General features: G+C 51.5%; 16 protein-coding genes. 7 read left to right on the forward strand and 9 right to left on the reverse strand.

Features of this window, described 5'->3' with window-relative positions; translation table 11 throughout:
- Window positions 1–178 precede the first annotated feature (178 nt).
- The gene (locus tag FH749_07330) at window positions 179–895 is read right to left on the reverse strand and encodes a 5'-methylthioadenosine/adenosylhomocysteine nucleosidase (protein ID MTI95285.1); all 717 of its coding nucleotides are present in this window, start codon (window positions 893–895) and stop codon (window positions 179–181) included.
- A gap of 194 nt (window positions 896–1,089) precedes the next feature.
- Between FH749_07330 and FH749_07335 the strand changes: the two genes are divergently transcribed.
- Together FH749_07335 and FH749_07340 are read left to right on the forward strand one after the other, a co-directional pair.
- On the forward strand, window positions 1,090–1,821 hold the full coding sequence (locus tag FH749_07335; GenBank protein ID MTI95286.1) for a response regulator transcription factor: 732 nt from the start codon (window positions 1,090–1,092) through the stop codon (window positions 1,819–1,821).
- Window positions 1,814–3,928, forward strand: a complete 2,115-nt coding sequence (locus tag FH749_07340; protein ID MTI95287.1) for a diguanylate cyclase — start codon at window positions 1,814–1,816, stop codon at window positions 3,926–3,928. The genes FH749_07335 and FH749_07340 overlap by 8 nt, the downstream gene beginning before the upstream one ends.
- Window positions 3,929–4,019: 91 nt before the next feature.
- Here the strand turns inward: FH749_07340 and FH749_07345 are convergent, their stop codons facing one another.
- The 3 genes from FH749_07345 to FH749_07355 form a co-directional block, all read right to left on the reverse strand.
- Entirely contained in the window at window positions 4,020–4,655 is a 636-nt protein-coding gene (locus tag FH749_07345) for a hypothetical protein (protein MTI95288.1), read from the reverse strand.
- The gene (locus FH749_07350; GenBank protein ID MTI95289.1) at window positions 4,598–6,382 is read right to left on the reverse strand and encodes an indolepyruvate ferredoxin oxidoreductase; all 1,785 of its coding nucleotides are present in this window, start codon (window positions 6,380–6,382) and stop codon (window positions 4,598–4,600) included. The genes FH749_07345 and FH749_07350 overlap by 58 nt, the downstream gene beginning before the upstream one ends.
- 97 nt (window positions 6,383–6,479) lie before the next feature.
- On the reverse strand, window positions 6,480–7,352 hold the full coding sequence (locus FH749_07355; GenBank protein MTI95290.1) for an NAD(P)/FAD-dependent oxidoreductase: 873 nt from the start codon (window positions 7,350–7,352) through the stop codon (window positions 6,480–6,482).
- A 473-nt stretch (window positions 7,353–7,825) separates the two neighbouring features.
- Between FH749_07355 and FH749_07360 the strand changes: the two genes are divergently transcribed.
- The 3 genes from FH749_07360 to FH749_07370 all read left to right on the forward strand — a co-directional run bounded on the left by FH749_07360 (window position 7,826) and on the right by FH749_07370 (window position 10,843).
- Window positions 7,826–9,334, forward strand: a complete 1,509-nt coding sequence (locus FH749_07360; protein MTI95291.1) for a Na+/H+ antiporter NhaC family protein — start codon at window positions 7,826–7,828, stop codon at window positions 9,332–9,334.
- A 270-nt stretch (window positions 9,335–9,604) separates the two neighbouring features.
- Window positions 9,605–10,132, forward strand: a complete 528-nt coding sequence (locus FH749_07365; GenBank protein ID MTI95292.1) for a PadR family transcriptional regulator — start codon at window positions 9,605–9,607, stop codon at window positions 10,130–10,132.
- Between the two features lie 21 nt (window positions 10,133–10,153).
- The gene (locus tag FH749_07370; GenBank protein ID MTI95293.1) at window positions 10,154–10,843 is read left to right on the forward strand and encodes a CPBP family intramembrane metalloprotease; all 690 of its coding nucleotides are present in this window, start codon (window positions 10,154–10,156) and stop codon (window positions 10,841–10,843) included.
- A 24-nt stretch (window positions 10,844–10,867) separates the two neighbouring features.
- Here the strand turns inward: FH749_07370 and FH749_07375 are convergent, their stop codons facing one another.
- The 3 genes from FH749_07375 to FH749_07385 all read right to left on the reverse strand — a co-directional run bounded on the left by FH749_07375 (window position 10,868) and on the right by FH749_07385 (window position 14,343).
- Window positions 10,868–12,898 carry a SpoIID/LytB domain-containing protein gene (locus tag FH749_07375; GenBank protein ID MTI95294.1) on the reverse strand — a complete coding sequence of 677 codons (2,031 nt, stop codon included), beginning with the start codon at window positions 12,896–12,898 and terminating at the stop codon, window positions 10,868–10,870.
- Between the two features lie 15 nt (window positions 12,899–12,913).
- Window positions 12,914–14,050, reverse strand: a complete 1,137-nt coding sequence (locus FH749_07380; protein MTI95295.1) for a class I SAM-dependent RNA methyltransferase — start codon at window positions 14,048–14,050, stop codon at window positions 12,914–12,916.
- Window positions 14,051–14,142: 92 nt separating this feature from the next.
- Window positions 14,143–14,343, reverse strand: a complete 201-nt coding sequence (locus tag FH749_07385) for a hypothetical protein (protein MTI95296.1) — start codon at window positions 14,341–14,343, stop codon at window positions 14,143–14,145.
- A 197-nt stretch (window positions 14,344–14,540) separates the two neighbouring features.
- Between FH749_07385 and FH749_07390 the strand changes: the two genes are divergently transcribed.
- Together FH749_07390 and cadA are read left to right on the forward strand one after the other, a co-directional pair.
- A complete protein-coding gene (locus FH749_07390; protein ID MTI95297.1) occupies window positions 14,541–14,903 on the forward strand; it encodes a winged helix-turn-helix transcriptional regulator in 363 nt (120 codons plus the stop codon).
- 15 nt (window positions 14,904–14,918) lie between these two features.
- Window positions 14,919–16,964 carry a cadmium-translocating P-type ATPase gene (cadA, locus tag FH749_07395; protein MTI95298.1) on the forward strand — a complete coding sequence of 682 codons (2,046 nt, stop codon included), beginning with the start codon at window positions 14,919–14,921 and terminating at the stop codon, window positions 16,962–16,964.
- A 47-nt stretch (window positions 16,965–17,011) separates the two neighbouring features.
- On the opposite strand, the gene FH749_07400 is transcribed toward cadA, so the two are convergent.
- Together FH749_07400 and FH749_07405 are read right to left on the reverse strand one after the other, a co-directional pair.
- Window positions 17,012–17,533 carry a hypothetical protein gene (locus tag FH749_07400; protein MTI95299.1) on the reverse strand — a complete coding sequence of 174 codons (522 nt, stop codon included), beginning with the start codon at window positions 17,531–17,533 and terminating at the stop codon, window positions 17,012–17,014.
- 89 nt (window positions 17,534–17,622) lie between these two features.
- Complete coding sequence (locus FH749_07405) at window positions 17,623–18,345, reverse strand: CBS domain-containing protein (GenBank protein ID MTI95300.1); 723 nt, start codon at window positions 18,343–18,345, stop codon at window positions 17,623–17,625.
- Window positions 18,346–18,645 lie beyond the last annotated feature (300 nt).

The following is an 18,645-nucleotide window of genomic DNA, read 5'->3' on the forward strand; positions in this document are numbered from 1 at the left end:
GTTAACCTAAAGATTAGCTAAAGTTTACCTTAAGAATGCTTGCTGCCCAGGTCACAAATTCCTCATGACCGGCAAGAAAGATGCAAAAACGCCTGCACCTCTTTCACAAAAGAGGAATGCAGGCGTTTTGTGTTATACAATCTTTCGCCGTCTACTCTCCTAGACTGGGGCCCGTCCCCTAGCTTAACATGGCTAAAACCAGGCGCGCCGAGACTGCTGCCGCCTGGCGGGAAAATTCGGCAAAGCTGACGGTTGCGTCGTTATCGGCCTTATCAGATATAGAGCGGATTACAATGAACGGGACCTTGTTGATATAGGCAACATGGGCGATGGCCGCTCCTTCCATTTCGACGCAAAGCGCACCGTAGGTGCTGAAAATCCGCTCTTTCACTGCCGGGTCTTCAATAAAGCTTTCGCCGCTAACAATCCGCCCAGTTCTCCAGTTGGTTACGCCCGTCTCCCGGCAAGCCTTCTGGGCGCGCTGCACCAGCCCGGGGTCACAGGGAAAACTCAGGGCATAGGGAAATAAGCTCTCCATCTGGAGTGGCCGCACATCATGGTAGGTTAAGTCGTCGGCGATAACGACTTGCCCAACATCCAAATACTCTGCCAGCGCCCCTGCCACACCAGTGTTAATCACCTGGCTGACTTCGAAGCGGTCAATCATTATCTGGGCGCAGGCGGCGGCATTCACCTTGCCAACACCAGAGCAGGCAACAACTACAGAACAATTGCCGATATGCCCCGAAGCAAAATTGATACCGGCAATTTCCCGGGTTTGGATGTCGTTTATCAGGCCATGAAACATTTCCACCTCGCAGCCCATGGCGCCAATTATGCCAGTAATAGCCAAGCTGATCCCCTCTTCCTCCCAGTTTCTCAAATAATACTGCATGGGAAAGAGCAAGTAAAGGTGTTGGAGCTTGATTTACCAGCGAATTAATACCACCGCTGTAACGCCCTAACAAGGAAAAACCAGTCAATATGTCGAATTATGTCGAGTAAAACCGGAATGTCTTATCTAATCTAAACATCTGCGCCAACCCAAATTTTTTAGCTGGCGACTACTACCGAAAGAGGGGTATGGGAGTGACTGGAGAGCGGATTTTAATCGTTGAAGACGACCCGCACATCAGCAATGTGGTGAAGCTGTATCTAACCAACAACGGATTTGATGTCTTTACGGCCGCGAATGGTACTGAGGCACTGCAAAAAACAGAGCAGATCGACCCTGACTTGGTTATCCTGGATGTTCAGTTGCCTGAAATGGATGGGATGGAAGTATGTCGGCAGATACGGCAAGACAACAATGTCCCAATTATATTTCTCAGCTGCAGGGCAGAAGGTACTGATAAAATTATGGGCCTGACTGTGGGCGGCGATGACTATATAACCAAACCCTTCGATCCGGGTGAACTGCTGGCACGCATCAAAGCGCATTTGCGGCGCCATACCAGGCTCAACACCCCCCCAGAACAGCAAAATGTCCAACTCTGTTTCCCCGGACTGATTATTAACCCGGCCACCCATACTGTGCAGGTGAATAACGCTGACGTTAGCTTATCGGCCCGGGAGTTTCAGCTCCTGCTGCTTCTGGCTAAACAACCCAACGTTGTATTTGGGATGGATGAAATCTACCAGCACCTGTGGCAGGCTGACAGCATTGGCGATCACAGAACTGTCATGGTCCATATCAGCAATTTGCGCAAGAAGATAGAGCAGGATTCTGCCCGCCCCAAATTTATTATGACTGTGAAGGGCGCCGGCTACAAGTTTGCCGACTCCTCAGTTGCAGACAAAGAGGGAAGCAAGGATGCGTAGGCTCATTTTGAATAGTCAGTTGAAAGCTCCAGTCCTGTTCCTTATTATTCTGGGGCTTTCATTTTTGATGGTGAATGTGGCGGGCGCGGAAAATTCTTTCCATGAAATACACCCAACAGCAAAAAACGGGGTTCTCGACCTTACTGCCTGGGATTTAGATACTGATGGGATTGTTCCGCTGGAGGGACAATGGGAGTTCTATTGGCAAGCGTTATTAGAGCCCGCTGACTTTGCTGATTCAAATGGCAGCCCGGAACTTATCAATGTTCCTGGCACCTGGAACCAGTATAAGGTCAATAATGAGGCAATTGGCGGCATGGGCTATGCCACCTATAAATTATCGGTTGAGATCGATTCCCAGGACAGGTTGCTGGCTCTGAAAATTCCTCGAGTGTTTACGGCTTATACGCTCTGGATAAATGGCGAGCTCGCGGCCTCGGCTGGCAGTGTTGGCACCAGCAGGGAAAATTCCACCCCCAAATACCTGCCCCAGGTGGCCGTTTTTGATGCCGGTGAAGGTAAAGTTGAAATTGTAATGCAAGTTTCAAACTACCACCATCGCAGCGGCGGTGTGTTGGAGAACATCGGCTTTGGCCTGGAGGAACAAATCCTTGATGCCCGCTATCGGGCACTAGGTTTGGAGTTGTTTATCTTTGGTTGCCTCTTCATAATGGGGCTTTACCACTTGGGGCTATATGCCTTTCGGCGCAGTGAACTATCTTCGCTGGTGTTTGGCGTCTACTGCCTTGCCATTGGCATGCGAACACTGCTAGCGGGCGAAATATTTTTTATCTATCTCTGGCCCGGATTTAACTGGGAGGTTGCCCATAATTTGCAGACCCTGGCCTTTTACCTGGGGCTGCCCTTATTCGTTATGTTCATCCGCCTCATCTTTCCCCAGGATGTGCCCCTGCGGGCTGTACGTCTGGTCCAAGCCATCAGTCTCGCCTTCTCGCTGTTGGTGGTCTTCACGCCGGCGAGAATATTTACACACGTCAACCCCGCGTTCCAGATGTTCTTTCTGGCGACTATCCCCTACTTTGTTTACACTTTAATCCGGGCGATTCGCAATAAAAGACAAGGTGCTTTGGTAATTGGAACTGGCGCCTTCGCCCTGATTCTTTCTACCGTCAATGACGTAATCTTTTTAAGCGTAATCATGAATGATTACCCCGCTCCCTTGTTGCGTGAAATTGTCACCAGAGGGAATCTGTCCTCACTGGGAATCTTGGCATTTGCGTTTGCCCAGGCCCTGGTTTTGGCGATGAAATTTAGTACGGCGTTCACCCGTGTCGAGGAAATGTCGGCGGAAGTGCAGGAGCTCAACATAAATATGGAAGATAAGGTCGCCGAGCGCACTGCTGACCTGGAGAAATCCAATGAGGAACTTGATGAAGCATATCGGGAACTGTTTAAACTGCAAAAATTCCGCCGTAATTTGCTGGCCAACATATCCCATGATCTGCGCAGCCCGATGACCACCATTAAAGGGTATGTCGATGCAATCTTAGACGGGATGGTCAAGGATCCGAATGAACAACGCCGTTACCTGGAGGTCGTCCGGGAAAAATCCCTGGGCCTGGAGATCCTTACCCGGGAGTTATTTGAACTTGCTCGCCTGGAATCCAGAGAGGTAAATCTTGACCTTGGGGTTTTCTCAGCGGAAGAGATTGTCCAGGCCATTTACCTGAAGTACCGGTTGGATGCGGAAGCGAAAGGTATAAATCTCAGCTTAGATATCCCCGAACAAACACCGATAGTCAACGTTGACATCGAGCAAATTGCGCGGGTCTTCGACAACTTAATTGCCAACTCAATCAGGCATAGCCCTGCCGGGGGCAGCATCACCATCGGCTACTTCGCCCAGGAAAACCAGGTGGTGTTTTCTGTGACCGATACGGGAGAAGGAATACAAGAAGCGGACCTGCCAAATATATTTGACCGTTTTTATAAGGGAGATAAATCGAGAACCGCTAGTTCCGGGGGCAGCGGCCTTGGCCTAGCGGTAGCGCGGGAAATTGTTGAATACCACGGCGGTAAAATTTGGGCCAGAAATAATCCTGGGGCTGGTAGCACCTTCGGCTTTTCACTCCCGGTGCATCAGTGACGCTTGCCTTCGAATATAGAATTAAAAGACGCCTGCATCTCTAAAAATCGTGATGCAGGTGTTTCGCAATATAGTTACTTCCCAGGCCTGATTATTTCCGGACGAGGGACCTGTCCCCCTGTCCGAAGGCTTGGAGGTTTAAGTCGCCGGTGCCGGCGGGGACGTTGGCGATGATCGCCTTTTCCCAAGCCTCGGCAGGCAAGGCCAGTTTGTCGGCCAGGGCACCGATGAGCACTGTGTTTACAAGGCGTTGATTGCCGAGCTTGCGGGCAATCTGAGGCGCCGGCACCAAGCGTACGTCATGGCCCTTGGCTTTAAATTGACCGGGAATATCTTCCGGATATTCTTCCTTTTCCAGCAATACCGGGGTGGGGAAAGCAGTGTAATCATTGAGGATCGCCGTCGACTCCGGCGCCAGATATTGCAGCCAGCGCAATCCTTCCAGCTGCTCCAGGGCCACCAGAATGTCGGCCTCACCCCGGGGAATTAAGGGCAAAAATCGCTGTGCGCCGATGCGCACCATCCCCCAGACAGCGCCGCCCCGTTGAGCCAAACCATACACATCGGATGAGCAAACCTCATGCCCCGCAAACATAGCCGCCTGGGTTACCACCTGGGTAGCGAGGACAAGCCCCTGACCGCCAACACCAGCAAAAATAATATCTGCCTTCATTGCGCTCCCCCCTTCACACGTTTGATGGCACCCACAGGACAGACCTGGGAACATACTGAACAACCAACGCACATGTCGCCGACAATAAACGATTTCTTTTCCTCGATGCCGGTGTACTTGCGCATGTGTATGGGCGGGCAGTTCACGCTAATGCAGGAGCGGCAATTGATACATATCTTGGGGTCGACATAGAATCTGGGTTCCCGGATTTTAAAGTTCAGGGCGCAGGGGCGGGTGGTGATAATCACCGAGAGTCCCGGACGCTTAATCTCTTCCCTGAATATGTTCAGGGCCTCTTTATACTTAAACTGATCTACTTCCCGCACGTTCTCGATGCCCATGGCGTTTAATATTGTCTTAAAGGACAGCCCCTTGCTATCCTCTTCCCGCTTAAGGACTCCGGTGCCGGCGTTGTCCTGGCCACCAGTCATCGCCGTGGTCCGGTTATCCATAATCACTAAGGTGATATTCCGCTGGGTATCCCGGAGGTTGACGAATCCGGGCAGGCCCGAATGGAAACCGGTGCCGTCGCCGATTATTGCCACCAGCGGTTTATCGTTGCCAATCTGATGATGCAGCTCTGCCATGCCCTTGACCATCCCCAGGCAGGCGCCCATGCTTATATTGGTCTTGCTAACTTCAAAGGGTTCGAGAATGCCCAAAGAATAGCAACCGATATCGCCAATTACTGTCGGGCGCAAGCGCTTAAGTATGTGGAATACCGGGCGATGGGGGCAGCCCGAGCAGAGGATCGGCGCCCGGGCAGGAATATCGGGTTCCGGTTGTTCTGCCTTTGGCCCTGAATCTACGAGCCCTGCCTGTTGCAGGCCCTCGCGGACGACATCGATGGTCAGTTCGCCGGTAAATGGAAAGAAATCCTTCCCTTTAGCGGCAATACCGTTGGCATTGAGCACTTCCTCGATCAGGCCCAGCAATTCTTCCACCACCAGCACACGCTTGTAACCAGCAGACAATGTCCGGATTTCCTCCACAGGTACCGGCCAGACCAACCCCAGCTTGCAGATTGAAGCTGAAGGATTTAATTCCTTGACATAGTTATGGCTAATACCAGAGGTAATCAGCAGCGTGTCAGCGCCTTCGACCGGTATATAACAGTTGATATCCAACTCCCTGACATCTGCCTGCAGTTTTTCCAAGCGCTCCTTCATGAAATATTGCTGTTTGTTGGCGTATGGCGGCAGCATGCAGAAGCGACTTTGGTCCGGCTCAAATCCGGCGGGAATATGTTCCTTCCGCTCCGCCAGCTCTACAGGACCCCGGCTGTGACATAGGCGGGTAGTGAGCTTCAGCAGCACCGGGGTGCCATAGTGTTCGCTGATTTCAAGTCCGATTCCAACCATTTGTTTTACTTCCCGGGGCGAAGCTGGTTCCAATACCGGCATGTTGGCAAATCTCCCCCAAAAACGGCTGTCTTGCTCGTTTTGGGAGCTGGTCAGGCCCGGGTCATCGCCAACCACCAGCAATAGGCCCCCCGGAGTATCTACCTGGGTGTAGGTCATAAGCGGATCGGCAGCGATATTGATACCGACATGCTTCATGGAAACAAGTGCCCTACCGCCGGCGGCACTGGCGCCAATCGCTACTTCCAGGGCGACCTTTTCGTTTACAGACCACTCGCTGTAAATATCTTGGTATTCATGCAAAGACTCCATAATTTCCACCGTTGGCGAGCCCGGATATGAGGCAGCCACCCTGCCTCCGGCCTCCCAGAATCCCCTGGCCACTGCCTGATTGCCATTCAGGGCTTCTACCTTTGCCATTTAAACACTCCTCTCCACAATCCTTTCCCAGTATTGATTTTACCTACTTTTGATTAGCACGTCCCCCAAAAAACTTCTGGGCAGCTAAGAAGCCCGATTATGGGCTTTTAGTAAGTGAATCTAGGTATTTTACGGCGCTGAGGGCTGCAACCTGTCCCTCACCCACGGCCTTTGCCAATTGGTAAGGCCTGCCAGTCACATCGCCGGCGGCATACAAACCGGGAATATTAGTCGCCATATCTCGATCAACCTTTACATGATTTTTCGCCAGCTCCAAGCCGGGAACAATACTGGTCAGAGGCAGCTGCTCTTTATGTATAAAGCACCCATGCACTTCCAGTTCTTTGCCAGACTTCAATACTACCTTTTCTAATTTCATGCCGCCTTCGAAACGCTGCGGCTTATCTTCAAGTATCTTGACATTCTCGGGTGGGCTGTACTCCCCTTTATACAGGGGTATATAGTATACAGTAGCCGCAAGTTCCGCCAAAAAGTTTGCCTCTTCTTCGCCTTCAGCATTATCAGCGATTACAACCACTGTTTTGTTGCGGAAAAAATTGCCGTCACAGGTTGCGCAATAACTTACCCCCTTTCCAGTGAATTCTTCCTCGCCCGGCAATGGCTTCTTGATGCTGACACCGGTGGTCAAAATCAGGGTCCGGGTCTGGATTGATTCCTCCCGCAACTGCAGTTCAAAATAATCGCCCATGGGGTAAATAGCTGTAATTCCCCGTAAATCTGGCTTAATACCCATTTGCTGCCCGTGGCGCAGAAAGCACTGGCGCAGTTCTTCGCCCCCAATTTCGGGAATTCCCAGATAGTTGTCGATGCGGTGCGCTTTATGTAATGCCGGACTGCATAACTTGGCGCCAAAGAGAATTAAATTCTTGTCCCGCACCCGGGCATTGATTGCGGCAGATAAACCTGCCGGGCCACAGCCAATAATCGCCATATCCAACATCTCTATCACCTCGATAATAATTTTAGCGCAGATATGCCTATATTGCAAAATATGGGAATTTGTGAAAGCGCTTGCTTTCTCGTTTGAAGTTTGCCTACTGAAGGGGCCATACATACGCACAAATAATAAATATGATTTTCCGCTTGACAATACTCCTGTTATATTCTAGAATCGCATTTAATAGAATAAAGCATTGCCTCACCAAATGGTGAGGTAGAGGCGCGACTGTTATCAGTACTGTGGGGAGCCCGGACGGGGCAAGGAAGCACAGGAAAGGAGCCGTCGCCGAAGCGCCGGAGGCGTCCACTCCGGTAGCTGGGTCGACAGTGAACAACTGTCGGACTGCTATTGTTTTCCGCCCCAGGACAACAATAGTGCGCTACTTCACCCGGGGATGGAGGCCTTTTTTATGCTTTTAAACGGCTGGCATCTGTCCGGCCGTTTTTTAATACTATTAAACATAAATTATTGGAGGGATAATTATGGAAGCTGGAATCTGGTCATTATTGCCTGCTGTCCTGGCGATTGTTCTGGCAATCATCACCAAGCAGGTGGTCCTGTCCCTGGGAGCCGGTATTATTATCGGCGCCCTGATTCTCAACGGGTTTAACCCTGTTGCTGCGTTCACAAGTATAACTGCCACTCTCATTGAAAATGTCGCCGACCCCGAATGGAATACCCCGATCATCGTGTTCTGCCTATTGCTGGGGGGAATAATTGGAATGATCAACGCCAGCAAAGCCGCCACCGCCTTCGGAAACTTTATTGCCCGACGGGTGCGCACCCAGCGCGGTGGCCTGCTCACCACCTGGTTTTTGGGAGTTCTGGTTTTTATCGACGATTATTTCAACAGTCTCTCGGTGGGCGCAATCATGCGTCCCGTCAGCGACCGACTGGGTATATCCCGGGAAAAACTGGCCTATACCCTGGATTCAACAGCAGCGCCTGTCTGCATCCTGGCGCCGGTATCCACCTGGGTTGCTTACGTTATGTCGTTATTAGCCACGGAATTTTCTGCGGCCGGTATTGACAAAAACCCATTTGTCGCCTTTATTGAACTGATTCCCTATAATTTTTACGCCCTGCTGGCGCTGGTGCTGGTAGTGATTCTGGCAATTATCGGGAAAGACTATGGTCCAATGGTTGCCGCCCAGGCCCGTACCCGAGCCAGTGAATCCGAGCAAGCGGAAACAAACAGTTCCGGGCTCCTGTCAGTGCTGGACCTGTTATTGCCCATGCTCAGTCTGGTATTGGTAACATTAATTGGCATGCTGGCCACCGGTGGCTATTTTGAAGGGGGCATTGGCATAGCAGATGCCTTCCGGGAAAGCGACCCGGCCATGGGCTTGATTTACGGCGGTGTGTTTTCACTGCTTTTCACAATCGTATGGTATCTATGTCGCCGTCAGCCGGTCACTCGTTTAATGGAAGGGTTTGGAGATGGTTTCAAATCAATGCTGGACCCAGTGATCATCCTTGCCCTGGCCTGGACCATTGGTTCGGTAACCGGCGAGCTTGGAGCTGGTGAGTACCTAGCCAGCGTAATCGGCGCCAACATTCCCGCCTTTGTCTTGCCACTCTTACTATTCGCGATTGCTGGCTTCACAGGCTTTTCCACCGGCAGCTCCTGGGGCACTTTCGCTATCATGATCCCCCTGGCGGTTCCGGCCGCGATGGCAGTTAATCCGGAACTTCTGATGCCAATGCTGGCAGCCGTGCTTGGCGGCGCCGTATTTGGAGACCACTGTTCTCCGCTCTCAGACAGCACCATTCTCTCTTCTGCGGGGGCGGGCTGCAACCATATTGATCATGTCAGCACCCAACTCCCCTATGCTTTGACTGGCGCTGCCGCTGCTGCTGTCGCCTTCCTGCTCGCCGGCTTTGGGATTTCTCCCTGGCTGGCTTTACCTGCAGGCTTGTTGGTGCTGATTGCCTTGGTGCGTTTCCTGACCACGCGCCCGGCCCCAATCCAAAAAACGCTGGACAGTTAGGGGTGCAGGAATAACCGGGCATCATCGCGAGCAATTATTGTATTGCCATTGCAAGAAGCGATGGACAATGCCCACCACCTGCTGGACGAAGCTTCTGACCGCATGTTTCGTCTGTTAAAAGTCGGCATGAAACTATAGTTTGATACTCAGCTGTTGAGCAATCAACAGCATTTTTTATTACATTAATACAAGCGTTAAAGACATTGACTGGCAGGCAGAAGTACAATATATAATTACTATATATAGCTTTTATATATTGGGGGTAGTAATATGCTTACATTTGTCATCCTTGGCCTGCTTAACATATCGCCCATGACCGGCTATACAATCAAGAAAAATTTCGAGGGTCCCATGCATACAGTGTGGCCGGTTACCTTTGGCGGCCTCTATCCAACGCTGCACAAACTACATACAGACAACATGATTGAAGTCGAGGAACAAGGAGACGCCCGCGGGCAAAAAGTTTACCACATCACCCAGAAAGGAAGGCAGGCGCTAAAGCACTGGCTTTCCGAAGATACCTCTCCCCCCAAAGTTCGCAATGAATACCTCTTAAAGCTGCTGGTTTCTCGGGATATTTCTGACAGTCAACGTCTTAAACTGCTTCAAGAGTATCTGGAATTACGCAAGCGTCATCAGCGACAATTAATTGAACTTGAATCGCTGGCAAGGTCGGGCAAAGCCCTGATAACCCGCGGCGGTGATCTTTTCTCAAGCTACATGATTCAAATGGTCAACGCTGAAATTGAGATTCTTGAAAATATCATTGATAAGGAGCTGAGTAACCTTGCTGAATAACTTGAACTTTGGCCTGGTCGCATTAATTCTTGCCGGGCTGACCGGGGCCTATGTGCTATTGGGCCCAGCACTCTCCCATCTATTGCTCAAATTGGGTATCAGAATGCCATCGGCCCGATTGTTCTATGCCAAAACAATTACCATCGCTTTGAACCTGGCGCTGCTGGCGCTATTGGGAATAAGGCCTGGCGAGTTCTTCCATCTCGACTCTCTGGGCACCGGAACTTTAATCATTGCGCTGGGGTTTCCGTAGCGGTTGCCTACGCAACATACGGAGTTATCGCCCGGGGCAATGTCGGTCAAAGAGCTGTCCGGTTGTTTGGAACTAATTCCGGCGCCTCTTATTCCGTGCTGACGACAGCTGTTTCGGCAGGACCAGCGGAGGACCTGTTTTTCATTGGGGTTCTCCAATATACAATCGCCGGGTATGTTGGGTGGCTGGCTGTGCCCATCTATTTGGTGGTAATCAGCTCTGCCCATTATTGTAATGTTGTGCAAGGTCTTGAATCAAAAATGGATTTCACGCGAATGTTACCCGCACGCCTGGGGATCTCGTTGCTAATCACTATCTCTTTCCAACTCACGGGATCACTTATTTACGGATTATTCATCCACAATTTTTTCAACACCTGCGCCTTAGGCGCCTTTAGAGCCGGATACAGGGCAAGGAATACTGCCAGCCCTCTTTACCCTGACATGGCCGAAATCTAAACAAGAGCAGCCCACCGGCTGCTCTTAGTCGTATAGCGTGATTAGTTCTGTTCCTGGAAAGTAATGGCCAAGAACCTGCCGCTGGGTCCACCCCTGGGCGACCAGTTCCCTGGCCCCATATTGACTGAGGCCGACACCATGGCCAAATCCGCCGCCATAAAACTGGTAATACTCGCCAGTCTCACCTCTTTCCCAGTACACGAACGCACTGGGCAGCAGGTTAAAGTTTTCCAACGAAGAACCGGACTGACGCTGCAATAGCACTGGGCTCTCGCTACTGCCCAAAGGCCTCAGGACATGTCGAATCGTGTATTCTCTCAGCACACGCCAACTACCCCGGGAGCCAATAATATCTAGCGCCATTAAAACACCGCCGTCCCCGCGTTTGGCAACCCGTATATCCAGTAATTCCCCCAGCGGGTCATCGGGAAGCACGGGAACTGGAACAGGTTCTGCATCAATTAACCCTAGCACAAGCGCCGAGTTCTCCTGATGTTGCTGAGCAAGATTAGCGACTATAACTTCCGTGAGCTGGTCGACGGAAATAGTAAATTGCCAGCGAAACCAGGGAGAAAACCGATCATAGCACCCATAAGGCGGGGATTGGATGAACTGAGCAAAGTCCCGCTCATTGCTTAAGTTCTGAACACTGCCAGGATACTGGGGACGGGCAGTGAGCCAGGGAACCGGTTGGCCGGGAAAAGTGCCAGCCCGTTCCCATACCTGATGGGCGGCAGCGCTATAGCCGCTACTGGTGGAGAAAAAGTAGAGTTCTGCAGGCCGGTCGTCCTTCGCCACCACCTGGCCTTTGGTATTGTCAACCGCGGCCCTTGCCAGGGGATTGCCGCTGTTATTGTTATATACTTGATCCAGCACGCTGTCGATGGCGTGGGCACCTGTGTCTTGATAACGGGGGCTGACTATGCGTCCCGATGCGTAGGTGCGGGCAATAATTGCCTGCAACTCCAGCGCCTCAAGCCCGAATCCCATGGGCATTTCACTGGCAACTACCGTGTACAGATAGTCCTCCAGCGGCACCTCATTGACCACTAGCAAGGCGCCGTCCTTGTTAACAACCTCCAGCACACCGGGGTACACAGGTGTTTCCCCAGAAGCACGCTGGACGTTGGGCAAGCCAAGCGGAGAAGCAGAAATTAGCAGCAACCGGCCCTGGAACGTTTCACTGCCATCAGCATGATGAACAATCAATCCTGCTTCGCCAGCCGGGAGAAAGTGCACCGACCCCGGGGGCAGTTCAAACTCTCTACCGCTGACCGGCTCTTTAATTTGCCAGGGCTCACTGCCCAGAACAATCAACTCTTGATGCCTGATACTCCTGAAGTTATCTGTGCTGATATTGACCCGGATAGTGCTCAAATCCGGATCCGGCACCTCCAATGCCAACAGCTCTCCATTTAAACCATACAGGGTCACCGGCTCCATGCCCACCAGGGCGTCACTAATTCCATCGGGACCAAAAACAGTGAATCGCCAATCAAGGGGCAGCTTTCCCTTGCGCTGAAACTCCATATCGCCGGAAACTGCCAACAATTTGTCATCCGCCCAGGCGTCTAGTTCCCGGGAAAAGCCATACTCGCCATCGATTAGCAGGGCAAGCACTAGATTATCTGCAGCGCTTGGTGCATCAGTTTCTCCCCCCCGATGCAGCAAGCGGCCATTAGCTGCCCGACCGGGGACGCTTTCGACACCAGAGACATCAGTTACCGACCAAACTCCGTAGCCCCGGGTTATTTCCAAAACAATATCCGCCGACTCACCGGCATAGCTCAGGGCCACATCTGCCCAGGCCCGGGACAAACCGGTCAGCCGCAAATCAGTGATTGAATATTCTACGCCGGAAAACTCACCGAGAGCAGTCGCCAAAATGATGGGATTTTCGTTCCAATCACTCTCAATAGACCCCGCGACGGCAACATCCATAAAATCAATTGCCGCTGTTTCAGCCTGCCGTGCAAGCACATATCCGGCACCGCTTAGTGTCCCAACCAATACCAGAGCAACTATAACCAACACCAGCCAAGTTTTTCTCTTCACCGGCAAAACCTCACATTACCGGTCCCCGGGAGGTGGGGGGCCGGGGTATTGAAAATAATCACACTTTATTCTCCCGTTATACAATTTACGCTTTCGTTTGGCTTGTCGACCATAGAAACGCTCAAAACCCTCATGGGCAGTTAACACATAGATTGACCAGGTGTCCCATTGACTGGTTACCGCCCCCAGTTCTTTATAGAGACGTTCCACCTGTCGCCGCTCGTCGAGACGCTCACCGTAGGGTGGATTGGTAATCAGCACTCCGTATTTGGCAGAGGTAGAAAGCTCCCGTACCGCCCGACGTTGGAAATGGATTTTCTCACCCACACCGGCGTTATCGGCGTTCCGCCGGGCATGGCCCAAAACCCGGCCATCTATATCATAACCCTGGATTTGCATCGGTTTATCCTGCATCAAATCGCTTGCCTCGGCCCGAACCCGGGTCCAAAGCTTTTGTCCCAATTGCGGCCAATCTTCGGCGGCAAACCGCCTGGTCAGTCCCGGGGCGATATTGTCGCCAATCAGGGCCGCCTCAATCGGGATAGTGCCTGATCCGCAGAAGGGGTCAATCAGCAGACGTTTTGAACGCCAATAACTCAACTGAACAAGTGCGGCAGCCAGGGTTTCTTTGATCGGCGCCTCCCCGGCAGCCTGCCGGTAACCACGTTTATGTAAGCCAGCGCCGCTGGTGTCTATGGTGAGGGTAACACGGTCTTTTAACAGCGCAACTTCGATCTGGTACACGGGGCCATCTTCGCTAAACCACTGGGTTCCATAGGCCTTCTTTAGGCTTTCCACCACTGCCTTCTTAACAATTGACTGGCAATGGGGGACACTGTGCAACTGGGAGCGCACCGACTTCCCCTGCACCGGGAACTGGCTGTCCTTGCCTATCCATTCCGACCAGGGCAGTGACACAGTCTGATCAAAGAGTTCATCAAAGGTCCGGGCCTCGAACTCTGCCACTAACAACAAAACCCGTTCCGCGCTGCGCAGCCAAAGATTGGTCCGGGCAATGGCCTCAAGGTCCCCTTTAAACAAAACCCGCCCGTTTTCTACAATTGTGTCGGTATAACCCAGAGCTTGCAATTCTCTGGCCACCACAGCCTCCACGCCAAAGGCAGCGGTTGCAATTAACTGAATCTGTTCCATAATTCTTTCCTCCCAACACAATCTATTATACTGTCTGACAAAACAAAAAGGAAACCCTAGGGTTCCCTCATAAGCAGCAGTGTCGATTATTTTTATTCTTCACGAATGTCTTTCGCGACATACACCTTGAGATCAGCGTCTTGCGGTTTGGGGACTAAGAATAATTTGGTTTGGGCATCCCAGCGCTGTTGAACTGGATAAATCACCATCTGCGCGTCCCTGCGGTCGCGAACGATGCACGCTCGCATATCAGCCTCCCAGCTTTTGTCCACCATGAAAACCTTAACCGCCATCAAATATCCCACCTGTCGTGACAATCTTTGACCAGTATACCACATTGCCATGTCGAATATTGCTGAATTATATTAATTTTCCTTACTATTGAAGATTTTTTTCTAATATTGGGCCTCATTTGTTAAGATACATCTTTAAGCACCTCTTTACATTAGGCACATAGTATGATATAAGTAATATATGAACATATATTCATATGATAGGAGTGAACTCATTGACTGATTGCTGTGATACCACCTTTGTTCATCAGGAGGTTGTTCAATCAATACAACTCGACGGTCTGCCTGTAGGGCGGGTCGCCGATGTCTTCAAAGTCCTGGCCGACGAAACACGCCTGAAAATCGTTTACGTGCTCAATCTCCATGAGCTCTGCGTCTGCGACATTGCTGCGCTTTTGGGGAGCACCCAATCTAATATATCGCATCACCTCCGGGTGCTGCGTTCAGCCCGTTTGGTCAAACACCGACGGGACGGAAAAATGGTTTACTACAGCCTGGATGATGACCATGTGCGGAACATGATTCAGCAGGGCTTCGCCCATATCGCCCATCAAGACTGACAGGAGGCCTTTTGCATGAACGCTACACGCCAATCTACAATTGCGCTTCAAGGAATGGATTGTGCTGATTGCGCAGCCAAACTTGAAAAAAGTGTCAGAAAACTGGAAGGGGTTGTAAACGCCGATGTCAACCTCATTTCCTCAACGCTTACCGTCGACCATACCGGGGAGACGAAACCGATTAAAGCAATCGTGCGGCGTCAAGGTTACCTCCGCGAAACCGAGGACAACCGGTTTTTCACCAGGGGTCCGACTTTGGCCACAATCGGATCCGCGCTCCTCTTGGCTTTAGCATTAATTCTTCCCCAGTATACCCGTCACTTGCTGCTGGCTGCAGTCGTGGCCGGGGGAATCTACCCAGCCCGGGCAGGGATAATAAATTTGGTTGGCAACCGCAGCTTCGATATAAACTTTCTGATGACAGTGGCCGTAACAGGAGCCGTTTTTATCGGTGAACTGGGTGAAGCTGCTACAGTTGTTTTGCTCTTTGCCCTCAGTCATAACCTCGAGACATATACAATGGGCAGGACCCGCCGCTCAATTCGCAACCTGATGGAGCTAGCTCCTGACTACGCCTGGTTGCTTACAGACGGCAAAGAGGTAAAGACAGCAACCAGCGCCCTAAAACCCGATGATCAGATAGTGGTACGCCCCGGTGAACGTGTTCCCATTGACGGCGAAATCATCGACGGCACCTCAGAGTTAAACCTGGCCCCGGTAACAGGTGAATCCATCCCGGTCCTCTCCACCCCTGGCCAGCCTGTTTATGCCGGGATAATTAACGGCAGCGGTCAACTGATTATTCGGGTGACACGCCCCGCGGCGGACTCAACCCTGGCCCGGATTGTAAACATGGTGGAGCAAGCATCCACCTCGAAAGCGCCGGTCCAGCGCTTTGTCGACCGGTTTGCGCGCATTTATACACCGATTGTTATGGCCATTGCCGCCCTGACAATCTTAGTTCCGCCGCTGGCGCTGGGACAGGGATGGGAAACCTGGCTCTATCGGGGTTTGACCCTGCTGGTGGTAGCCTGTCCCTGCGCACTGGTAATCTCAACCCCGGTAAGCATTGTCTCAGCCCTGGGCAATGCAGCTGGCCAGGGAATCTTGATCAAGGACGGTTCCGCCCTTGAGCTGGCTGCTCAAACCCGCTTTATCGCCCTTGACAAAACCGGAACCCTCACCAGTGGGGAACCGAAGCTTGCCTGGGTGGAACCCGTATCTGGTTACACACGGGAACAAGTACTCGCTATTGCCGCAGCAATTGAAGCTGGATCGACCCATCCATTGGCCCAGGCAGTTCTGAATGCAGCCACCCACCTGAAAGTCCCTGCAGCCGGCGAGCACCGGACTTTGCCAGGCCGTGGGGCCAGTGCCCGCGTCGACAATTCCTGTGTATATGCTGTTAACCCTACCTGGCTGGCTGAGCAGAATATAGAGCATCAACAACCCCACTGGAAAGGATCTTTGGTGGCAATCGTTAGAGACGACAAGCTGTTGGGCTGGTTAGGCTTCTCGGATACACCGCGCCCGCAGGCAGCCGCGACCATCCAGCACTTGCACGAGCTTGGGATAGAGGCAATAATGCTCACCGGCGACAACCCCGATGCAGCCGCAGAAGTAGCGGCTGCCACCGGCATCGATGACTACTTTGCCCGCCTGCTTCCCGAGGACAAACTTGCAAAGATTAACGCTCTTCGCAGCCAAGGTGGTGTAATGATGGTCGGCGACGGCATCAATGACGCCCCCGCCCTGGCCGCCGCGGATATTGGCGTCGCGATGGGGGGTATTGGCAGCGATACCGCCCTGGAAACAGCGCATATGGCACTGATGGGTGACAATATTTCCAAGCTGCCGTTTACCATCGGCCTCAGTCGTAAAGCGCTAAAAATAATTCGTTGGAATATCTATTTCGCCATCGGAATCAAGTTGCTTGCCCTGGCGTTAATTGTTCCCGGCTGGCTGACATTGTGGATGGCCATCCTGGCGGATACCGGCGCAGCCCTGTTGGTTATTCTCAATAGCATGCGTTTGCTGCGCTGGGGCCGGCAACAATTATGAAACAGGGAGCAAACTCACGTTTGCTCCCTGTATGATTAACAACCCTTTTAATACCACAATTTCTCCATGCCCTTATAGATTAGTCGAGGCAAGAAAGCAAATAACCAAAATACATTTAACCTGCACAGCCTGGTAATGCTGAAACCGACCGATGCAACCATAGCCCCTTCTATGTAAACAGAACCAAAATATCCACCGATGCTTACCGAAAGCACCAGAACAGTGGCAAAATAACCTATGTGCCGGCCCAGGCCACCCCATGTCCAGCTCCCTGCAAGCAGAGTGCCGACTATTCCTCCGGCAATTACTAACGCAAACAAACCGTAAAATAGCAGTATGAACTTGGGCCACAGCGCTGCGACATAGACAAAATACATGGCGGGCAGCCCAACGGAAATCAGCATCAGCAATGCCGGGTGGGGAAACCGTTGCAACAGATGCCAGATGAGCAAACAAAGCGCAATCGCCGCCAATCCGCTGTACAGATATATCTCAAAATCTCTGGGCACCAAACTCCGGCTCAGAAAGATTGCAAGTACGCCAAGTCCAACCGCAGTCATATCTCTCATGGCAATCACCTCTGACTATTAAATTCGACGCTACCCGGATATAAACCTGCCCAAATCAAAGACCTGTGCCGGCGGCACAGGCCTTTGCTCTAACTCATTTCCGGATGGATCAGTTTGAACCCCTGCTGTTCCAAAACTTTCTTTGCCTTGTCACCCTTGCCTCTTTCTACTTTCATGATTATCAGGACTGTGTCTATAATCCGGGTTTGCGTTGCCACTATTGAGTTGATATTGATATGATTGCGCTTCATTAAGCCGGTGACCTCAGCAATTCGACCTACAACATCGGGAACGGCAATCATGACCCGGTCGCCGCCTTTAGCCCCATAACCAAAGATTTCGTCAAAGACCCGAAGTATATCACCTTTAGAGATTACCCCGGTTAATTTCCCGCCATTATCGATAACAGGCAGTAAATCGATTTCATTGCAGAACATAAGGTATGAGGCCTGCTCAATAGGCGCATCCTCAGAAACGGTTATCACTTCTTCATCGGGCAAAACCAACTCCCGTACAGTCCGCCTATGAAGAAAATGGGCAATCCTACGCTTATCCGGCTCGATTGAGATCTGAGCAGATGCGAAAGGAATTGGCATATCGACGTCAATACCCGCTTCTCGGTTCTGGATTGCACAACATGCGCAAAACTCCCGCATAATCACCCGTTCGTCTATTACGCCAAGCACTCTACCGTCCTCAACAATCGGCACGCCGTCAAAATGATTGTCCTCGACAGTTTTCATTACCTCGTACAGTGTCGTGTCGGGAGTAACACTAACCACGTTTCTGGACATCCGGTTTTTTACCAGCATCTATTTCCCCCCTCTACTATGTTATATTTATTGTGGGGCTCCCTGGTTTATTTGTCAATATGCAGTCAAAACTTTTCGAATAACGGTAGCGCCATTTCCACAAACATGCTATAATCCCGACTTTGACAGCAAAATAAGATAAAAAGAGGCCACAACCCTTGGGAATCAGGGGTTTGCGGCCTTCATGTATTTGCAAAAATATGTGGGGAACACATCATTTTTTGCTGTCAGCCAGAATTTTTTTTATCTCACTGAGGCGTAGTCTTTTCCGGGTGAAGTCCATGCCGAGGGCGTCTCCGA

Source organism: Bacillota bacterium (assembly GCA_009711825.1).
Classification (GTDB): domain Bacteria; phylum Bacillota; class Proteinivoracia; order UBA4975; family VEMY01; genus VEMY01.

Bases quoted from the DNA above. Each gene is read 5' to 3' on its own strand.
- FH749_07390 (MTI95297.1), top strand. From the start codon at position 14,541: ATGATAGGAGTGAACTCATTGACTGATTGCTGTGATACCACCTTTGTT.
- FH749_07380 (MTI95295.1), bottom strand. From the start codon at position 14,050: ATGGAACAGATTCAGTTAATTGCAACCGCTGCCTTTGGCGTGGAGGCT.
- FH749_07400 (MTI95299.1), bottom strand. From the start codon at position 17,533: ATGAGAGATATGACTGCGGTTGGACTTGGCGTACTTGCAATCTTTCTG.
- FH749_07365 (MTI95292.1), top strand. From the start codon at position 9,605: ATGCTTACATTTGTCATCCTTGGCCTGCTTAACATATCGCCCATGACC.
- FH749_07405 (MTI95300.1), bottom strand. From the start codon at position 18,345: ATGCTGGTAAAAAACCGGATGTCCAGAAACGTGGTTAGTGTTACTCCC.
- FH749_07360 (MTI95291.1), top strand. From the start codon at position 7,826: ATGGAAGCTGGAATCTGGTCATTATTGCCTGCTGTCCTGGCGATTGTT.
- FH749_07345 (MTI95288.1), bottom strand. From the start codon at position 4,655: ATGTTCCCAGGTCTGTCCTGTGGGTGCCATCAAACGTGTGAAGGGGGG.
- FH749_07340 (MTI95287.1), top strand. From the start codon at position 1,814: ATGCGTAGGCTCATTTTGAATAGTCAGTTGAAAGCTCCAGTCCTGTTC.
- FH749_07330 (MTI95285.1), bottom strand. From the start codon at position 895: ATGCAGTATTATTTGAGAAACTGGGAGGAAGAGGGGATCAGCTTGGCT.
- FH749_07350 (MTI95289.1), bottom strand. From the start codon at position 6,382: ATGGCAAAGGTAGAAGCCCTGAATGGCAATCAGGCAGTGGCCAGGGGA.
- cadA (MTI95298.1), top strand. From the start codon at position 14,919: ATGAACGCTACACGCCAATCTACAATTGCGCTTCAAGGAATGGATTGT.
- FH749_07385 (MTI95296.1), bottom strand. From the start codon at position 14,343: ATGGCGGTTAAGGTTTTCATGGTGGACAAAAGCTGGGAGGCTGATATG.